Below are 18,107 nucleotides of genomic sequence, written 5' to 3'. Positions count from 1 at the left end.
TGGCCGCGGGGCCTCAGGGCTCGGTGACGAAGCCCACCACGGGGGTGCCGGCGCGATCGGCCTCGAGCGCCAGCCAGCGCAGATCCTCGGCGAGTGCGGTGCGGCGGGAGCAGAGCACGAGCACGGCTCCCGCGCGCCGCAGCAGCGCGAGCCCGTCGGCCCGGCTCGACCCCGCCTTGAACCCCTCGAACTCGACCGATCCGTCGGCCGCCGCCTCGAGCTGCTGCAGGGCGCGCGACTCATCCTTCGACCGCCGCGCGTCGAACACCATCACCGTGCCCGGCGCTGCCCCCGACCCCCGCAACCGCTCGAGTACAACCCGCATCTGCTCGTGCGCCTCATCGTCGTCGATCTCGCCGCGTCGCGGTTCGAGGTCGGCGAGTTGCGCTGCCCCCAGCGCGTCGGCCATGTCGGCGGGGGAGCGCAGCCGCCGGTCGAAGGGGTTGCGCACGAAGGCGGCGATGATCCCGAGCACGAGCCCGGCCCCGAGACCGGTCGCGAGCGTCATCTTGAGCGAGGGATCCCTCTCGAGCGCACCGTCCTGAGCCGACGTGAGCACGATGCCGCCGGTCGTGTCGACGCTCGTGAGCGCGTTGCGCTGCGACAGCAGGCTGTCGAGTTCGACCTGGATCTGCTGCTGCTGCGAGGCGGCCTGCGCGTAGTCGGTGGATCCCGGCGACGCCGAGACGAGAGCTCGGTTGGCCTCGAGCAGCGCCTCGTTGAGGTTCTCGACGCGCGTGTTCATGCTCGTGAGCATCGTGTCGATGCGCTGCTCGGCCTGGTCGCTGCGGAATTCCAAGTACGATTCGGCGACCGCGTCGGCCCCGCGCACGGCCTCCTTCTCGGTGGGCGCCGTGAAGGCGACGCGCACCACCGAAGCGCCGCCCGACGCCGTCACCCGCGACGCCTCGTGCACCTGCGCCGCGGTGAGCTTCCCGTCGAGCAGCTCCGAGGCGCCCTTCGCGACCGCGTGAGAGCTCGCGATGTCGGCCTCCGTGGAAGGGTCGAGCAGGCCCGAAGCCGGGCGCTGGGGGTTGAACGGGTCGGTGGTGATCACGTTGAGGTTGACCGCCGTGGTCGCCGTCACGGTGTGCGGCGCGAGCACCAGGTAGGCCCCCGCCGCGGCAACGCCGATGACCACGCCGCCGATCACCACGCGCCCCTGCCTGCGAAGCACGGCGAGATACCGCGAGATCCCGAGTGTCTGCTCCTGCGCCGCGCTGCCGCTCATCCGGTTTCCGCCTCCTTCGGCAGGGACTCCCGGGCGAGTGGCACGGCGAGTCCGATGTTGTGCTTATCCTATGTGAAAGCAGCGGGACGGGGAGAGCATGGGATCAGGGGCCGTGAGCGGCGTCGGCGCGGGTACCGCTCGCGCCGCGCTGCCCAGGTGGCCACTCACCGTGATGATCGCCTGGTTCCCGCTGTGGTGGGGGCTCGGCATCGCCGATATGGCGTGGATCCCCCTCGCCGCCTGCATGGTCGTGCTGATGATTCGTCGCGGCGCGATCCGCGCACCCCGCGGGTTCGGGATCTGGCTGCTCTTCCTCATCCTCATGCTCATCTCGGTGATCGGGATCGACACCACCGGCCGCCTCATCGGCTTCGTCTACCGCGCGCTGCTCTACCTGACGGTGACCGTGGTGTTCGTCTACATCTACAACGCGCGCGAGCGGCTCACTACGCGGTATGTGCTGGGGCTCTTCACCCTGTTCTGGGTGTACACCTGGATCGGCGGGTACGCGGGCATACTCTTCCCCGAGTTCTCGTTCAAGTCACCCCTCGCGTATGTGCTGCCGCAGTCCATGCTGAACAACGAGGCGATCGGGGAGATGGCGATCCGCCGCACCGCCCAGTACAAGATCGACGGCTGGCTCGACCTCGAGCCGCGCCCCTCGGCACCCTTCCTCTACACGAACGCGTGGGGCAACGTGTACTCGCTCACGCTGCCGATCGCGATCGCCTACCTCGGCGAGGTGCGCCGCGGCTGGCGGTTCTGGTGCGTGCTGCTCGCGGTGCCCGTGTCGCTCGTGCCGGCGATCCTCTCGCTCAATCGAGGCATGTTCATCGGCCTCGGGGTTGCGGCCGTCTACCTCTTCGCGCGGTTCTTGCTGGCGGGGCGCACGCGTGAGGTGCTGGCGCTCGGCGGGGTCGGGATCGTCGCCATCGTGTCGGCGCTCGCCCTCGATGTCGTGTCGCGGCTCACCGACCGGGTCGAGGTGAGCGGATCGACCACCACGCGCTCGATGATCTACGAGGAGACGTGGACCCGCACGCTGCAGTCGCCGCTGTTCGGGTACGGCGCGCCGCGGCCGTCGTATGTGGCCGAACCCTCGGTGGGCACGCAGGGGCACGTGTGGCTCGTGATGTTCTCGCACGGGCTGCCGGCCCTCGCCTGCTTCCTGCTGGCGCTCGTGTGGCTGGTGTGGGCGACGGCCCGGTGGCGCGGCAGCACCGCGCTCGTGCTGCACACGGTGCAGCTGGTGATCCTCGTCGAGTGCTTCTACTACGGTGTGCTGCCCAACGGGCTCATCGTCACGTTCGCGGTGGCGGCTCTCGTGCTGCGCGAGGCCGACGGCCCCGGCGACGCGCCGCCCCTGCGGGCGCCTACGCAAACCTTGCGTAAAAGCCTCCACGCGACGGGGTGAGCATCCCTACGCTTGCCCCATCCGAGCACGCACGGGGAGGGCGCGTTGACGAGTTACGACGAGTACCGGAGCACCCGGGTGTTCACCGCTCTCGACGGTCTGCGCGCCTTGAGCGTGATCGCCGTGATCTGGCAGCACACCTCGGGCAACCCGGGGCCGGCGTTCTTCTCGAAGGGCGGCTTCGGGGTCGAGTTCTTCTTCGCGATCAGCGGTTTCCTCATCACGACGCTGCTGTTGCGCGAGCGCGACCGCACGGGGCTGATCTCGCTGCGCGGGTTCTACGCCCGCCGCACGCTGCGCATCATGCCGCTCTACTACCTCGTGCTCGCGGTGTACGTGGTGCTCACGCTCGCTATGCGGGCCGATACCGCGCAGGGGCGCAGCTTCATCGAGAACCTGCCCGCTTTCGCGACCTACACCTCCAACTGGTTCGTCGACCTCGCCGGCGGGGAGGGCGTCACCTTCTACTTCGCGTGGTCCCTGGCGACGGAGGAGCAGTTCTACCTCTTCTGGCCACCGGTGCTCGTGGCGGCACTGGCCGCGGCCGGGCTGCTGCGCCGCGGATCGCTCGCCCTGCCGCTCTGCGCGCTCGGTGCGCTCGTCGCTGTGAACCAGCTCGCGCTCGCCGCGGCGGGGCGGATCGGCGGCGGGCCGCGAGGGGTCGACCCGGGCGGGGCTGACCTCACCGGCGCACTGCACTCTCCCGCGGCGCTCGTCGTGACCGTTCTCGCCAGCCTGTCGCTGCCGATCCTGCTGGGATCGGCAGCGGCCGTGCTGCTGCACCGGCGCCGGGTGTTCGAGGCGGTCGCGCCCGTGCTCACCTCGGCGTGGTGCGCGCCCGCGCTCGTGATCCTCACTCTCGCATCGCTCGTCTGGGACACCCCGAAGCAGCTCACGCAGGTCTGCATGGTGCTGCTCGTGGCGAGCGTGTGCGCGACCGAGCACACCGTGCTGCACCCGCTGCTGCGGTGGCGTCCGCTCGCCCACATCGGCGTCGTGAGCTACGGCGTCTACCTCATGCATATGCTGTGCGCGAATGCGCTGCGGCTCGTGCTGCCCGAGCACTACAGCGTGTGGCTCTTCGTCTTGACGACGGTGCTCGTGGTGGCCGTCGCGAGCGCGAGCTACAGGTGGATCGAGACGCCGCTGATCGCCCTCGGGCGCAAACTCTCGCAGCGGGTGCAGGTGCGCAGGGGCGTGCCGGAGCCCGGCGTGCCGCGGATCCTGCCCTCCGCGTGAACGGCGCCGTGAATTACGCAGTTTCCGCCGATGCGGAGCGTCGACCGCCGCTCATACGCTGACCTGAAACGCGCGGCGGGCAACGGTGCAGGCGGCGCTGAGCGAAGGGGAGTTCATGACGCGGATCGGTTACGCAGCGGGGGCATTCGACCTGTTCCATATCGGCCACCTCAACCTGCTGCGCCACGCCAAGCAGCACTGCGACTACCTGGTCGCCGGAGTGGTGAGCGACGAGATGCTGCGGGAGGTGAAGAGCACCGAACCCGTGATCCCCACGGCTGAGCGCGAGGAGATCGTGCGCCATATCGATCTCGTCGACGAGGTGTACGTCGAACGCGTGCCCGACAAGCTCGAGGTGTGGCGCGACGTGGGCTTCACGCACTTCTTCAAGGGCGACGACTGGCGGGGCACCGAGAAGGGGCTGCGCCTCGAGCGGCGATTTGCCGCGGTGGGCGTCGAGGTCGTCTACTTCCCGTACACGGCGCACACCTCGAGCACGGCGCTGCGGCGCGCGCTCGATCTGCTGGAGGCGCCGGGCGCGCAGCGCGTACCCGCCCCGGTCGCGGTGCTGCAGGGATAGGCAGGCCTCTGGGGCGCGGTGGCGGCTAGACGAAATCGGGGCCGCTTACGGCGCATCCCATGAAGGATAAGCACCGTAAGCGACCCCGATTTACTGAGTCGCGGGTTCGATCAGCCCTGAGGCAGCTCCGAGCCGGCCGAGCGTGTCTCGGCGTACTCGTTGAGGGTGCCGTTCTGGAAAGCGGACTGCACGTTCGCCATCTCGGTCCAGTCGGGCACCACGATCGACTGGCCGTCGGCCGAGGTGCCGGTGCCGAGCGTGGGGCTGGTGAAGAAGCCGATGTCGCCGCTGCGCAGACCGCGCATGTCGTAGCCGAGCCCGACCGTCGTGCCGAGGTCGAGGCTCTCATCGAGGATGAGGTGGGGCTTGAGGGCCTGGAAGGTATCGGTGAGCTTGCCGGGGCTGCTCAGGGTCTCGGAGCTCATGATCTTCTGCGTGAGGCCCTTGAGGTACGCCTGCTGGTTGCGGGCCCGCTGGTAGTCGCCGTCGGTGAAGGAGTACCGCTCGCGCACGTAGCCGAGGGCCTCGTCGCCGTTGAGGGTGATGTCGCCCTGCTCGAAGGTGAAACCGCCGTGCTTCGCCGTGAAGGCCACGTCGTTGTGCACGGTGACGCCGCCGACGGCGTCGGTGAGGCCCTTGAACGACTCGAAGTCGATGAGAGCGACGTGGTCGATGCGCGCGCCGATGAAGTTCTCGATGGTATTGACCGCGAGCGGCAGGCCGCCGAACGCGACCGCCGCGTTGATCTTGGCCTCGCCGTGGCCCTGGATCTCGACCCAGTTGTCGCGCATGATCGACATGACGGTGAGGTGCTTACGATCGGGGGAGATCTGCGCGACCATGATCGCGTCGCTGCGGAAACCCTTGAGGTCTTCGGCGGTCGCGGTGGGGTCGGTGGTCTCTCGGGAGTCGGAGCCGAGCAGCAGGATGTTGATGGGGGCCTTCTTGCCGGGCTCGACCTCGACGGCGGCGGGGCGTTTGAGCGTGGGATCCTGCTTGATGCTCACCCGCTCGATGCCGTTGAAGGTGTTCGCCAGCATGGCGTAGGCGATCGCGGCCGCGATGCCGAGCAGCACGATGAGCGAGCCGACCACGATGAGGGTGTTGCGCAGGCCGCGGCGCTTGCGCCGGGGGCGTTCGCGCTGGGGTGCTGCCTGGGGCTCGGCGTCGGTCTCTGCGAGCAGACGCTCGAGATTCGTAGGCTGTTCCGCCATGCTGTATTACTCCCGGTGTGACGTCGTGAGCGCGCGATCCTAAGGATCTTGAGGTTTTCAAGGCCGCGTGACGCGGTGCGCGCTGAAGGACATGGTACCTCACAGGCATATCGGTGCCTGGGAGCGCGAATTCAGGGGTGCCGCGGCGGCATCGTGTGCTTTCCTGTAAAATTCCCAGTTGTGTCCCACGCAACGCCCCAGCCGGCAGTCCGGTATCAGAGTCCGGGCGCAAGCCGATGGCTCCTCGACGTCTTCAGTTACCGGCAGTTGCTCGGCCTGCTGCTGAAGAAGGGCACGAGCACCCGCTACTACGGCACGTTCCTCGGTTGGGCATGGTCGTACGTGCGCCCCGCGCTGCAGTTCGGCATGTACTACTTCGTCATCGGCGAGGTCTTCGGCATGCGCCGCGGCATGGAGCTCTTCGCGCTCTACATCTTCTCGGGCATCGTGATCCTCAACTTCTTCAGGGATGCGCTCGGCTCGTCGACCAACTCGATCACGGGCAACGGCACGCTGATCAAGAAGATCTATCTGCCGCGGGAACTGTTCCCGGTCGCCTCGGTCGCGTCGACCTTCATCCACTTCCTGCCGCAGGTGATCCTGCTCGTGGTCATCTCGGCGATCTTCGGGTGGCGGCCGAGCTGGATCAACTTGCTCTACGTCTTCACCGCCATCGCGATCGTGTTCGTGTTCGTGCTCGGTCTCGGATTGTTCTTCAGCGCCGTCAATGTCGTGTTCCGCGACGCGAAGAACATCGTCGGCGTGATGGCGATGTTCTCGATGTGGACCTCGCCGGTGATCTACTCGCACGAGATGATCCGCGACGTGCTGCCGGCGTGGATCTACAACCTCTACATGGTCAACCCGGTGACGGTGAGCGTCGAGCTCTTCCACAGCGCCTTCTATAGAGAGGTCATGCCGGGGCAGGTGTCGGCACCCGATTACATGCTGACCAACACGCTCGCCGGCATCGGCATGGCGATCGGCACGCTGCTGCTGGGGCAGGTCGTCTTCAGGCGCTTGGAGGGCGATTTTGCGCAAGACCTTTGAACCCGTTGTCGAGCCCAACATCATCTTCGACCACGTGTCGAAGCAGTTCAGGATCAAGCACGTCCACTCGCTGAAGCAGCGGGTGATGTCGGCGCTCAAGCGCCAGCCGATCGCCGAGGAATTTCTCGCGGTCAACGATCTCAGCTTCGAGGTGCGGCCGGGGGAGTCGGTGGCGCTCATGGGGCGCAACGGCTCGGGCAAGTCCACCGCTCTCAAACTGCTCTCGGGTGTGTTGCGGCCCACGAAGGGCGGGATCTACACCTACGGACGCATCGTCGGTCTGCTCGAGGTCGGCGCCGGCTTTCACCCCGATCTCACGGGGCGCGAGAACATCTATCTCAACGCGGCAATCCTCGGCATGAGTCGTGCCGAGACCGACGCGCGCTTCGACGACATCGTCGAGTTCGCCGAGCTGCACGACTTCATCGATACCGAGGTGAAGAAGTACTCATCGGGCATGTACGCGAGGCTCGGGTTCTCGATCGCGGTGCACGCCGAGTTCGATGTGCTGATCGTCGATGAGGTGCTGGCTGTGGGCGACGCCGAGTTCCGGCAGAAGTGCAATGAGAGGCTTGCCGAGATTCAGGCCTCGGGCAAGACCATGTTCATCGTGAGCCACAGCGCCGGTCAGGTGAAGAAGCTCTGCGATCGCGGTATCGTGCTCGATCACGGCAGGAAGATCTTCGACGGTCCGGTCGACACCGCCCTCGAGTTGATCAAGCCCAAGGCGAATACGCGGATCGCCGGTGGGCTCCCGTACCGCGAGCTTTCCTCGGGTGAACTCGAGTTCCAGAAGCTGCCTGAGAGTACGGGAACCGCGCATCTCAATCTGTACGGTTCTGTCGAAGGTAAGCCGGTGGTCTCGATCGGCAGTTATGCCTGCGCCAAGCTGCCTATCGAAAGCGCGCATATCCCCGAGCCCGTTCGGACGATCGATATGGGGGCCTTCTTGCAGTGCACCCAGTTGACTGAGGTGAGTCTTCCCTCGACGCTTCGCATCATCAGCAACGGTGCGTTCCGCGGCTGCAGCAAGCTGAGCAGCGTAGTGCTGCCTGAAGGGTTGGAGATCATCCGCACGCGCGCATTCGCTTCATGTGGAAGCTTGAAGTCGATCACGGTGCCGCGTTCGGTCACGACACTCGAAGAGGGAGCTTTTGCTGCGAACCCGAATCTCGTCGTGAAATGCTACGAGGGATCTCTGGCGGCTGAGCTGCTGCCAAAACGCCTGCCTGCATCGCGTCTCGAAGTGCTGAAGTAGACGCGAAAGATGGCGGGATAGTATTCAATTGGAGTTATCACTGCTGGTGTATAGCCCTTCTTCGAGGATCCTTCCGAGCAGAAAATGCGGCACCTGTAGGTAAACATGAATAATGGACGTTCGAAAGAGAATCGCGGCTGACGGTTCTTCTTGCGCGTTCGAAACTTTTGGGGAGAAGGCATGCCGGCAGACGAGTCCGTGGTAGAGATTGTCGAGGCGCAGTCCGTTTACTACCTGACCGAGACCGAGACTTTGAAAGGTCAGAAAGCTCGGGTCCGCAATGCGCTTATCTCTATCAGCGCCAGAACCGAGGACGGTCGGCTCATCAGGGGACATGGCGAATCCCATTTGAGGGGAACCGCGTCGGGCGATCACCTGCGAGGTTCGAAAGAGCTCATCGGTAGAGCTCTGGAGTTTCTTGATTCGAGCACGCTTAACCTTGGCAACGCTAGAACAGCTGTTCAAGCGGTTTCGACTCTCATGCGGGAGATCAAGAATCTAGCGGCCGACATCGACCTTTCGGATGAGCAGGCGCCGGAGCTTGGCGCATTGCCCAGGCCGTTCGCCGGGACTCTCTTGGGCTTCGAGGTCGCTCTCCTCGGGCTGGCAGCGGAGGCTCACGGGACCACTCTGTACGGCCTGCTGTCAGGCGGAGCGCAACCGGATGTTGAATCGGTCGCAGTTCTCCCGATGCTGCGCCCCAGCGAATTGCTCGACAAAGGCGCCGTGGAAAGCTTGGCTGCGGACCCACTGTTTTCATCGGATAGCGCCTCGGTGTGGGTGGATGCGGGTAAGCGCCTCACCAAGGCAGGTGCTTTGAGATGGATCAAGCGTCTCTGCGAAGCTGCGAATATCGGCGAGGGGGAACAGAAGCTATTTATCTACAGGCCCTTGCGACGCAGCCTGGAGTCTGAGTATTCGGATCTCATCGATGAGCTTGCGGAAACGCTCTCGGACGCCGAGATGAACCGGGTGGTGATCATCGAAAGTGTCGACGCTGAAGAGTTCTCCGCGGCTTCGGCATTCGTGGCGAGCGGCCACCACGGAGTCGCGGTGCGTCCGAGTGCGGCAGGGGGACTGCTGCCGGTACTCGAATTGTTAGACCGGATCGATATGAGGCCTGGGACGCCGGTGTACCTTGTCGACGATCCCGAGAGCACCGATGCAGCCATGACCGCTCTCGGAGCGCTAGCCGCGGCCCACCCGTTGATCCAAGGCATTGCAGCTCCGGGCAAGCAGCCGCGCAGCATTAGCGGAGAGGGCACGGTTGAGGTCTCCAAGGAGCTATGGAAACAGCTGCTCCACAACAAGTCGGCGAAGGTGTCGAGCCCTGGTCGGATATTCCGTCACGATGCTCATGAGGTCCCTAACTACTACGAAGAAGAGAAGTATCTCGACCCGGTAGGGGCGAAGGGCGCAAAGCTCAGGCTCCTGCAAAAAGCTGCGCTACTCGCCGGTTTCAATACGATGCAGTACTCTCAGGCTGCCTTCATGATCACGGACAGATCCGACCGGAGCCTGCTGTATTTCGCGAGCGCCACACCGATCAACTCTGCCGCAGCGAAGGCCATATGCAACCATAAGGAAACGACTCGGCAGATCTTGCAGAGGGAAGGCGTCCCGGTTCCGCGAGGGCGCACCTTCAATCCGGGGGATTTCGATACGGCGAGAAAATATGCGGCTCAGCTCGGCTATCCGGTCGTGGTGAAACCCGCCATGGGGACTCAGGGCATCGGCGTCAAAGCTGGTATTCAGAGCGAGGCTGAGCTCGACCTCGCATTTGACCATCTCGCTTCGAGTCGGTTGGCGGATCAGAGCTTCATCGTCGAGAAGCACCTCTACGGCGAGGAGTATCGCATCCTTGTGATCGGGGACGAGGTCATTGCCGCAGTCCGCAGAGAGCCGGCCTCCGTCGTCGGCGATGGAATTCACTCCATCGGTGAGCTCATTCTGCGGAAGAACCGCTTCCGTCGTACTAATCCCCAGCTCGGTAGCAGCCCGATCGCTTATACATCGGACACCGTGCACATGCTCTCAGAGCAGAATCTCACGGTGTGTTCGGTTCCCGAGAAGGATCAGCATGTCGTGTTGTCGAGCTCGTCGAACATCTCTCAGGGCGGGGACTCGCGCGAGATTCTCGAGCAGTTGCACCCGACGGTGATCGACGCTTCGATTCGGGCTGTCAAAGCGATTCCTGGTTTGAACTACTGCGGAGTCGACTTTCTCTTGGAGGATCCGTCGCTCTCGCTTGACGAGCAGTCCGCGGGAATCTGCGAACTCAACGCGCAAGCAGCTGCCGGTACTGCGGAGTACCCGCTGTTCGGCACTCGGCGGCCGGTGCCGCGCAAAGCGATCGAGAAATGCATCGAGATGTTCGACATGGATGTAGAGCCTCCGAGCGACCTTGAGCGGGTCTCTGTGCGGCTACGCGTCAGAGGACGTGTGACCGGGGTGGGGTATCGAGAGTGGTTTGCGAAGTGGGCCAGGGAATTCGGCGTCGTCGGCAAGATCCGCAACGTCAACTCCCGTACAGTGAGCGTGGAGATGATGGGGAACGCGCTCGCGGTGGCGGCTCTCTCAGCGGCGGCGGTAACGGGCTCGCCCAAGGCGAAACCGACATCTGTCCTCACCGAGCATATTCCTGAAATCCCGTACGAGGACTTCAAGGTGCTGAAGACCAAACCGGCCGGATCGGCGAAGAAAACGGCTCGGTCAATCTTGAGCCCGACCAGGAAGGTGAAGCAGTGGCTGCGCAAGCTGTAGTGGACGTGGAGACGCTCGATCCGAACGCGCTTGACGGGATACTGGCGCTTCAAGCTTTATTGAGTCAGGATCTCCGGCTTTCGATTTTTCAGCGTCAGATTGTCATCGCCGATCGAGAAGGACAGCAGAAGCTGGTTTTCGCGCACGGTGTACCGGACACGACCATACTGACTTCGGCAGTCACCGTGCAGAACAAGCGTATGCGCCGGGCTTTGCTCGAGCAGAAGCGTGTTCCGGTGCCGAAGGGCGCGAACTTTTCGATGGGGCGAGGCATTTCCCTTGCCAAGAAGTACGCCGACGATCTCGGCTACCCGGTGGTTGTAAAGCCCAGTAAGGGCGATGCCGGCTTCTACAGCTTCACCAATGTACGTAACGTCCGAGAACTCTCGGAAGCGATCTCGCTACTGAAGGTTCCGGTTCACGAACGTGAGGGCGTGTTCCGCTCCGGATACACACCGATGGAACTTGGAATCCCTGGCGTCGAGAACGGTCGCCCTACCGTTTCCAAAGGTTACCGTTTCCTCATCGAAGAGCGGGTCAGCGGCCACCTCATTCGCTTCTTGGTACATGAGGGCGCGGTCATCTCAGCCGTCGAGTGTTCGGGCTCTCCGTCTGACGGTGGGCTTCAAGGGGTCGAAGAAGTACTGGACCGCGTGGACCCGGGCCTGCTGGAGTCTGTGAAACAGGCCTACGAAGCCGTTCCCGGGCTTGCGGTAGCAGCAATCGATGTGGTCGCGACGAACCCCTGGGGTTCTCAAACGGATGAGAAGCACTGGGTAGTCGATTACCTGGAGCGACCGTTCCTATGGGTGCAAGCCAAAGCGTCGGCTACCACTGCCGCTACGTTGAGCCGGAAGATCGTTGCCGAGTACCTTTCCCAGCGCGGCCACGACTTCCTGCCGGTCGAGGAGCGGGTGGCTCTTGCAGTCAAGGTGTCAGCCCTGCCCTCTGCCTCCGCTGCAGCCGCTGAACTGGAGAGTGCTGCCACTGAGATCGGGGCGCTGTGCAAGATCAGCGATGTGTCTGATCTTGATGGCAGTGTCGAGGCGAAGGTTTCGGGGGACTCTCTAGCCGTAGCGGTGCTTCTCAACGCCCTTACCAACGGAGAATACGAAAGCATCCCGGCCATGATGGTCGAGGTGGAGCGCGACGAGTAGGCGAACTTGCGCGGACGCTGTCGTTCAGCACACGGGACTAGGCGCGCATGCTTCACAGGACAAGCGAAGCAAATCTGCCGAAGTGGATCCGCGAGTTTCTCTGCATAGTTGGATTTGGATCGAGGGCACGTAATGTCGGATGAATCGTACGAATGGCCGGAGTTCTATCAGCCGAGGCTGGTCAAAGGGATCTCCGGAACCACTTTGACGAGTTACTGTCTTGCTCTCGAAGCTTGGCGGCGCGGCTTGGAAGTCAAGATCACGCACCCGCAGCTCTGGGTTATCCATGTCACGGATGGCGCGAACACCGTTACTTTCAACGGTTCGAAGCCCATGCGGCTGACGAGTAAAGAAGCTTCCCAGACGATCATTCACAAACAGGCGACCACTGACGCACTGCGAGCCGCAGGGGTTGCGGCTCCGCAGACGATTCTTTTCCACGCTGAGGAAGAGCCGATCGAGGACGTTCTCGTGGCTGCGGAGGACCTGGGGTACCCCGTGGTGCTGAAGCCGCTGAGCGGCTCCAAGGGCGAGGGAGTTCTAGTCGGTATTTCCGATGCCGAAGAGCTGCGCGCCTCGTATGACTGGCTCCTGAACACCTTCGGCGCGCAGGACTTCATACTTGAGAAGCACTTCGACGGCGAAGAGTATCGCGTCTATGTCGTAGGCGGACGATGCGTGGCTGCCGGCCTCAAGATCCCGGCCCACGTGATAGGCGACGGCGAACACACCGTTCAAGAACTCATCGAGATCAAAAACAAGGATCGACTCAAGAATCCGTTCTTGGGGCACGCTTTGATCAAACCTGATTTCGAGGTTGACGCCTTAGTCGAGAAACAGGGGTACTCGTACGACTCCATTCTCGAGGCCGGCGAGTACCTGAGGCTGCGTGGTAAGGCCAGTGGAAGCCAAGGCGGAGACTTCCGGGACTGCACTGAAACTCTGCCGCCGCATATCCGAGATGCTGCCGTTCGAAGCGTTGCTGCGATCCCCGGTCTTGCGGCCGCCGGTGTAGATATTCTCCACGATTCTTCCAAACCTGAGGGAGAAGACTACACAGTGATCGAACTCAACAATCGGGCTCATATCGCGCTCAATATGTATCCGACGGAGGGAACTGGGCAAGACGTCCCGAAAGCGATCATCGACGCTTTCTTCCCCGAATCCGAGCGCCTTGAAACGCGTGGGCTGAAGAACCTTGGCTTCAACATCCCCGACACACTCGCACCGCTGCGGAACGGCAGTGCGGAAGCGGTGATTGTCGCAAAGATCCCGCGCAGAGGATTTCCCGTGCGGCGTCGCTTCACCATGAACGGCCTCGATGAGTTGTCCCCGTCGCAGAGAAAGCGCATCATCAAGGCCAGCAGAGAGCATAAAGTCGCAGGACATGTGAACCTTTCGACGAGCACTTTGGTGGCGGGTGGTGTGAGCTCTTCTCTGGAAGCGTTCCGTGCTGAAGTTGCCTCGATCACCGGAGCTGTTATCGGTGAAGGCGAGATCTGGCGACAGCCTCTTCAGATCGGTTTCCGTTTTCGGGAGAAGTGAAAGTCGGTGCTCATCCGATAAGCGTCGGCGCGACGATCGCAGCGCTCCCGGCGGGAACCACCGCAGAAACGAAGAATTGAACTATGAAATATGGCGCCGCTGTTAACGCCGCGGAGCGCAGATCGAAGGGACCGCAAGAGAAGCGTGAGCACCTTACATGACGGCCGTGTGCCGAACAGGTATGACGAGCAGTCCCTGAAGGGCTCGGATGAGCGCCTGCGGGCGGTCTTTGAAGAGCAGAGACGTTCGCGTCGCGATGCGGGAGTGCTCACAATCGTGCATGCTGCCCGTCGTAGCGGTGCGAGCATCACTTGGCTCGGACGGAGCGATGCATGGGCCGTGCTGCCGGACCGTACGATTCCGATCGGGTCGCATTTCGGATCTGAGTCGAATGTCGGAGCCATTATCGCCACCGATAAAGATCTCACCAGGCAGCTCCTACTTGCTGCGGGAGTCCCCACGCCTCAAGGAAAGGTCGTGGCTTCCTGCGAAGAAGCACTGGATTTTCAAGCCGGTCTCGGTTCGCCCGTTGTCGTGAAACCCGTCAAGGGTGCAATGGGCAGGGGTGTCACTGTGAATATTTGCGACCCCGACGAGATTCGTACTGCATATTCGTTGGCGAGGGAGTACGGGCCTGCTGTGCTCGTCGAGCAGTATGTTGCGGGTGACGAGTATCGACTGCACGCAACACCCAGCGAGTGCGTTGGTGCCTTCAAACGTCTTCTGCCGAGCGTGATCGGCGACGGGACAGCAAACCTGCGACAGCTGGCAGAGAAGAAGAATGAGCTCAGGAAGCTGAACCCTACAACTCGGTTCAAACTGATTCCGATCGACCGAGTGGCAGAAGACTTCCTGCGGCGATCTGGTAAGGACTGGAATTATGTTCCCGGTCGAGGAGAGCGCGTCATCCTGCGGGATGTGAACGGACTCACCAGCGGCGGGGATTCTGAAGCATGCTTCGACCAACTCGATGAAGCGGTCAAGCATGCTGCAGTGCAGGCGGCTGCGGCCGTTCCGGGTATGCACTGGACGGGAGTCGATCTTCTGGTCGATAGCCGAACGGGAGATCCATATGTCATCGAGGTCAATACTAATGCCGCGATCGATGGTGCCAGCTTTCCGGTATACGGCAAACCAATGGACCTTGGAGCACAGCTATGGAAGGCGCTTGAAGCGCACTCCAGACCTGATGCGGAGTCCGAACCTGGCACGCTGCTCCCAGAGTTGGGCAACCATCGACCGGTTGTGGAGGGGCTGAGGGTTCTTGAAGGGAAGAGGGTTTCTCTGGGACTTCTCCTGAGACATCAGTTGCGGCGTGAAGGGCAGCAGGTGAACAAGCTCACCCTTCGGATATGGACCAGTCAAGCGGATGACGAGCCGAAGCACTGGTTCGTGAGTGACTCGACGGTCTGCGATCCCGTAGTCGCTAATCGAGTGTTGCATCGAAGAGGCCTCTTACTCCGCGCCCTTACCCTGAAGAAGCTGCCGCGACCGGAAGGGAAACTCGTGCGCAGCGTCGACGAACTGCGTCAGTTCATGCGGGAGGCCGATGCGTCGGTCACGCTGCTACCCGGAGCTAGACACGGGAGTACCGGGTATCGCCTGACGCTTCGCGCTCCGAGCGAGGCGACAGCGAGCCTGTTCGACGGCGGAAAGACCTGGTATGCACAGCAGCGACCCGACGGAGAGCGTTTCCGCGTGATTGCCTCGCCTCAGCGAGCGCTCGTGGCAATAAGTGCGGATGCGAGCAGCAGTCCTGATGCCGAGGCAATGGAACTTGTTTCTCGAACCGCTGTACTGGCCGTTCGGGCGGCCCCGCAGCGGCGTTGGGCCGCAGTGGATCTAGTCGTGTGCCGGGCCTCCTCGTCCTCAGAAGACGAACGAGTCGTTTACGTAGAGGAGGTTTCCTGTCACCCGACGTTCGCCGCTGAGGATCGAGTCGTCGGTGGTTCTATGAGCGATGTATACGACCTGGTTCTTCGTTGCTCTGCAGACTCGGAGCGTGAAGAAGGGGGCCTGGTATGACGAGCGCCGAGTGCTCGTTATGAGAGGCTTGATCGATCGCATGACGCTGGGCCGCGAGTGCCCTGCATGGGTCATACTTATCAGTAGGTAGGTGGGTTCACGACTCGCCGGGGTGACGACGGGAACATTCTTGCATATGTCAGAGACAGGTCAGGCGGCGCCTGAGGCGCCTCCGTATTCATGGCCCGAGTACTTTCAGCCAAGGGTCGTCAGGCCGGCATTTGGGTCGGGGAAGCTCTCGGCCTACTGCATCGCTCTTGAAGCCTGGCGGCGTGATCTGAACGTCACACTGATCGGGCGACGTCTGCATTACGTAGAAGTCTCCGATGGCAATCGGACGGTTCTCTTCAACCACTCACGGCCTGTCAGTCTGACAACGGCGGCGGGATTGCGCACAGCGCTTAATAAGGCGGCGACAACGGCACGATTGCGTGAAGCTGGAATTTCCGCCCCTGTGACCATACGGTTTGAGTCGACGGCTTCCTTTGAAGAGGTCTCCGCGAGCGCTGCAGAACTCGGCTACCCAGTGGTGTTGAAGCCGCTGAGCGGATCGCTGGGGAACGGCGTGCTCGTGGACATTCGGGACGAGGAGGCTCTGCGAGCTTCGCATGAGTGGTTGGTGAATGAGTTCGGGGCCCGGTCATTCGTGCTGGAGAACCACTTCACGGGGGAGGACTATCGCGTCTACGTGGCCGGAAGCCGGTACATCGCGACGGTGAAGCGAGTACCGGCGAATGTGGTCGGCGATGGCCATAGCACGGTCTCGGAGCTGATCCAGCAGAAGAACAAAGTACGAATGCAGAACCCCTTTCTGTCGAAGGGACTCATCAGGAAAGACCGAGAGGTGAAAACCTACCTCGAGAAGCAGGATCTCACCTATGATTCCATTCCCGAGAATGGAGTGACCGTTCGACTGCGGGGGAAGGCCAACGCCAGCGCGGGTGGAGACGTAGTCGACTTCACTGATGATCTGCCCGCACATATCAAGGAAGCTGCCGTGCAGAGCCTCGCGGCGCTGGAAGGTGTGTCGGCTGCCGGAGTAGACATCCTGTACGACCCCTCGAAACCGAGAGGGGAGGACTACGTGGTCATCGAGATGAACTCGAGAGCCCACATCGGCGTCAACATGTACCCCACCGAGGGCATCGGGCGAGACGTTCCCAGTGCCATCATCGATGAATTCTTCCCGGGTTCCCGGCGCCGTAATATCCGCGGGTTGCGAAACATCCGCTTCAATCTGCCCGAGACCCTGGAACCGCTCGCAAACGGGCGGGCGAAATCCGTGCAGTTGGCATCGCTTCCGGCTCGCGGGTTCCCGATGCGCCGGAAGCTATCACTGGGAGCCGATCTGAAGCTGACACCGGCGCAGAAGAACAGGCTCCTCGCGCTGAGCATCAAACAGGATATCTCGGGTTTTCTCAACGTAAGAACCGGTGAACTCATCGTCGCCGGCGTGGAGAAGTCGGTGACGAGCTTCCTGGAGACGGTGAAGACGATGACCGGGAACGAGCCGATTGGCAACTGGGAGTGGGCGGGGATTCTGGAGCTCGGTTTCGCGATTCAGGGGGAGTGACCCCCCTGAATCGCTACAACCGGTCAGGCTGACTTCGCCGCTCCTAGTCGGAAGCCCGGGAACATCGCATCGACGATGGCGCCCGCGACGTCTCTCGGTTCGCCCTCCAGTGGGAAGTGGTGCATGCTGATGAGGGGGTTCGAGTTGAGTTCGAGGATCCGCGACGGATCATCCCCTGGGCTCCTTGAGAACAGCACGTCCATACCAATCAGGCGTCCACCGGGCAGGGCGCGCGCAGCCTTCTCCACGAACTCGATCTCTTCTTCGGTCAATTCCTCGGTCGCGTCGACGGCGTCTCCCCCTCGGCCGAGCTGAATCCCGCGGGCAATGTTCACTCGAACCCCGGAGTCGGGCACTGATTCCGGGGAGAACCCCTGTTCTGCGAGGTACTGAACGGTGTCTTCGTCCACCACCAGAGGGTAGTGAGCAAGAGGTCGGTCGATGTTCTTCTCGGCGACCAGATCGCTGATCGTGGAAGTACCGTCACCCACCACGCTCGCAGGCCTTCGGTTGGTGGCTGCCACGAACTTTCCGTCAACGGTGAGGCAGCGCCGCTCTGCGCCCCGGTAGAACTGCTCGACAAGCACCCGCTTCGACCGCCGTTCGGAGACCGAGGCGAACGCTTTGAAGAAATCCTCTCGATTATCGATGCCCAGATGTACTCCCTGGCCTCTCAAGCTGTCGGTGGGCTTCACGACGATCTGCGGAAAATCTTTCGCCCACTGCCACGCTCGCTCGGCTTCGTCTGGAGTGAACACCGCGTTGTCGGTGGAGGTGACGCCGTAGGCGGATAGCAGGCGACTGGCGACTTCTTTGTTATCCGCCACGCGACGAGCAAGAGGCACATTGAAGTTGGTGAATGCGCGTGCCCATGTGAGTCGTTGCGCTCCACCTGCATCAAGCGCAATGCCCTTGCCGTGGCGCTTGACGTTCAGTCCACGTTCAAGGGCGGCCTGGACGATGAGGCCGTTGAGAGGGACACAATTCTGCGGCGGCACCCCCAGGTTTTGCATGTATCGCTTTACCTCGGCGTGCCGGTAGTCCATCGCTTGCCACCC

13 protein-coding genes are annotated in these 18,107 nt (G+C 62.6%); 10 read left to right on the top strand and 3 right to left on the bottom strand.

Annotated features, from left to right (window positions below; translation table 11 throughout):
- Positions 1–13: 13 nt before the first annotated feature.
- Positions 14–1,231 carry a YveK family protein gene (locus KVY00_RS06870; RefSeq protein ID WP_223044941.1) on the bottom strand — a complete coding sequence of 406 codons (1,218 nt, stop codon included), beginning with the start codon at positions 1,229–1,231 and terminating at the stop codon, positions 14–16.
- Between the two features lie 97 nt (positions 1,232–1,328).
- Here KVY00_RS06870 and KVY00_RS06865 point away from each other — a divergent pair, with 97 nt between their 5' ends.
- The 3 genes from KVY00_RS06865 (at position 1,329) to KVY00_RS06855 (ending at position 4,464) form a co-directional block, all read left to right on the top strand.
- Positions 1,329–2,645 carry an O-antigen ligase family protein gene (locus KVY00_RS06865; protein WP_223044940.1) on the top strand — a complete coding sequence of 439 codons (1,317 nt, stop codon included), beginning with the start codon at positions 1,329–1,331 and terminating at the stop codon, positions 2,643–2,645.
- 45 nt (positions 2,646–2,690) lie between these two features.
- Positions 2,691–3,884: an acyltransferase family protein gene (locus tag KVY00_RS06860; protein WP_223044939.1), complete on the top strand. Its 1,194-nt coding sequence runs from the start codon at positions 2,691–2,693 to the stop codon at positions 3,882–3,884.
- 115 nt (positions 3,885–3,999) lie between these two features.
- Positions 4,000–4,464: an adenylyltransferase/cytidyltransferase family protein gene (locus KVY00_RS06855; protein ID WP_223044938.1), complete on the top strand. Its 465-nt coding sequence runs from the start codon at positions 4,000–4,002 to the stop codon at positions 4,462–4,464.
- Between the two features lie 110 nt (positions 4,465–4,574).
- On the opposite strand, the gene KVY00_RS06850 is transcribed toward KVY00_RS06855, so the two are convergent.
- Positions 4,575–5,678, bottom strand: coding sequence for an LCP family protein (locus KVY00_RS06850; RefSeq protein WP_223044937.1), 1,104 nt, complete (start codon positions 5,676–5,678; stop codon positions 4,575–4,577).
- A gap of 180 nt (positions 5,679–5,858) precedes the next feature.
- On the opposite strand from KVY00_RS06850, the gene KVY00_RS06845 reads away from it, so the two are divergent.
- The 7 genes from KVY00_RS06845 to KVY00_RS06815 all read left to right on the top strand — a co-directional run bounded on the left by KVY00_RS06845 (position 5,859) and on the right by KVY00_RS06815 (position 17,049).
- Positions 5,859–6,728 (top strand): ABC transporter permease, encoded by an 870-nt coding sequence (locus KVY00_RS06845; protein WP_223044936.1) that lies wholly within the window; start codon positions 5,859–5,861, stop codon positions 6,726–6,728.
- On the top strand, positions 6,712–7,986 hold the full coding sequence (locus KVY00_RS06840; protein ID WP_223044935.1) for a leucine-rich repeat protein: 1,275 nt from the start codon (positions 6,712–6,714) through the stop codon (positions 7,984–7,986). The genes KVY00_RS06845 and KVY00_RS06840 overlap by 17 nt, the downstream gene beginning before the upstream one ends.
- A 180-nt stretch (positions 7,987–8,166) precedes the next feature.
- Complete coding sequence (locus KVY00_RS06835) at positions 8,167–10,749, top strand: acylphosphatase (protein WP_223044934.1); 2,583 nt, start codon at positions 8,167–8,169, stop codon at positions 10,747–10,749.
- On the top strand, positions 10,731–11,906 hold the full coding sequence (locus KVY00_RS06830; RefSeq protein WP_223044933.1) for a hypothetical protein: 1,176 nt from the start codon (positions 10,731–10,733) through the stop codon (positions 11,904–11,906). The genes KVY00_RS06835 and KVY00_RS06830 overlap by 19 nt, the downstream gene beginning before the upstream one ends.
- A 132-nt stretch (positions 11,907–12,038) precedes the next feature.
- On the top strand, positions 12,039–13,451 hold the full coding sequence (locus KVY00_RS06825) for an ATP-grasp domain-containing protein (RefSeq protein ID WP_223044932.1): 1,413 nt from the start codon (positions 12,039–12,041) through the stop codon (positions 13,449–13,451).
- Between the two features lie 90 nt (positions 13,452–13,541).
- The gene (locus KVY00_RS06820) at positions 13,542–15,476 is read left to right on the top strand and encodes an ATP-binding protein (RefSeq protein WP_255572811.1); all 1,935 of its coding nucleotides are present in this window, start codon (positions 13,542–13,544) and stop codon (positions 15,474–15,476) included.
- A 136-nt stretch (positions 15,477–15,612) separates the two neighbouring features.
- Positions 15,613–17,049, top strand: a complete 1,437-nt coding sequence (locus KVY00_RS06815; protein ID WP_223044930.1) for an ATP-grasp domain-containing protein — start codon at positions 15,613–15,615, stop codon at positions 17,047–17,049.
- Positions 17,050–17,072: 23 nt separating this feature from the next.
- Here KVY00_RS06815 and KVY00_RS06810 read toward each other — a convergent pair whose 3' ends face one another.
- A complete protein-coding gene (locus KVY00_RS06810; protein ID WP_223044929.1) occupies positions 17,073–18,095 on the bottom strand; it encodes a hypothetical protein in 1,023 nt (340 codons plus the stop codon).
- Positions 18,096–18,107: the final 12 nt, after the last annotated feature.

It is taken from the genome of Leucobacter tenebrionis (assembly GCF_019884725.1).
GTDB classification, from domain to species: domain Bacteria; phylum Actinomycetota; class Actinomycetes; order Actinomycetales; family Microbacteriaceae; genus Leucobacter; species Leucobacter tenebrionis.
Note: the sequence above shows the minus strand (reverse complement) of the source record. Positions and strands in the feature narration are given on the sequence as shown.

What these genes read in the sequence shown, in the direction of transcription:
- KVY00_RS06870 (WP_223044941.1), bottom strand. Translation starts at nt 1,231, where the DNA reads ATGAGCGGCAGCGCGGCGCAGGAGCAGACACTCGGGATCTCGCGGTAT.
- KVY00_RS06865 (WP_223044940.1), top strand. Translation starts at nt 1,329, where the DNA reads ATGGGATCAGGGGCCGTGAGCGGCGTCGGCGCGGGTACCGCTCGCGCC.
- KVY00_RS06855 (WP_223044938.1), top strand. Translation starts at nt 4,000, where the DNA reads ATGACGCGGATCGGTTACGCAGCGGGGGCATTCGACCTGTTCCATATC.
- KVY00_RS06850 (WP_223044937.1), bottom strand. Translation starts at nt 5,678, where the DNA reads ATGGCGGAACAGCCTACGAATCTCGAGCGTCTGCTCGCAGAGACCGAC.
- KVY00_RS06835 (WP_223044934.1), top strand. Translation starts at nt 8,167, where the DNA reads ATGCCGGCAGACGAGTCCGTGGTAGAGATTGTCGAGGCGCAGTCCGTT.
- KVY00_RS06825 (WP_223044932.1), top strand. Translation starts at nt 12,039, where the DNA reads ATGTCGGATGAATCGTACGAATGGCCGGAGTTCTATCAGCCGAGGCTG.
- KVY00_RS06820 (WP_255572811.1), top strand. Translation starts at nt 13,542, where the DNA reads ATGGCGCCGCTGTTAACGCCGCGGAGCGCAGATCGAAGGGACCGCAAG.
- KVY00_RS06815 (WP_223044930.1), top strand. Translation starts at nt 15,613, where the DNA reads ATGTCAGAGACAGGTCAGGCGGCGCCTGAGGCGCCTCCGTATTCATGG.
- KVY00_RS06810 (WP_223044929.1), bottom strand. Translation starts at nt 18,095, where the DNA reads ATGGACTACCGGCACGCCGAGGTAAAGCGATACATGCAAAACCTGGGG.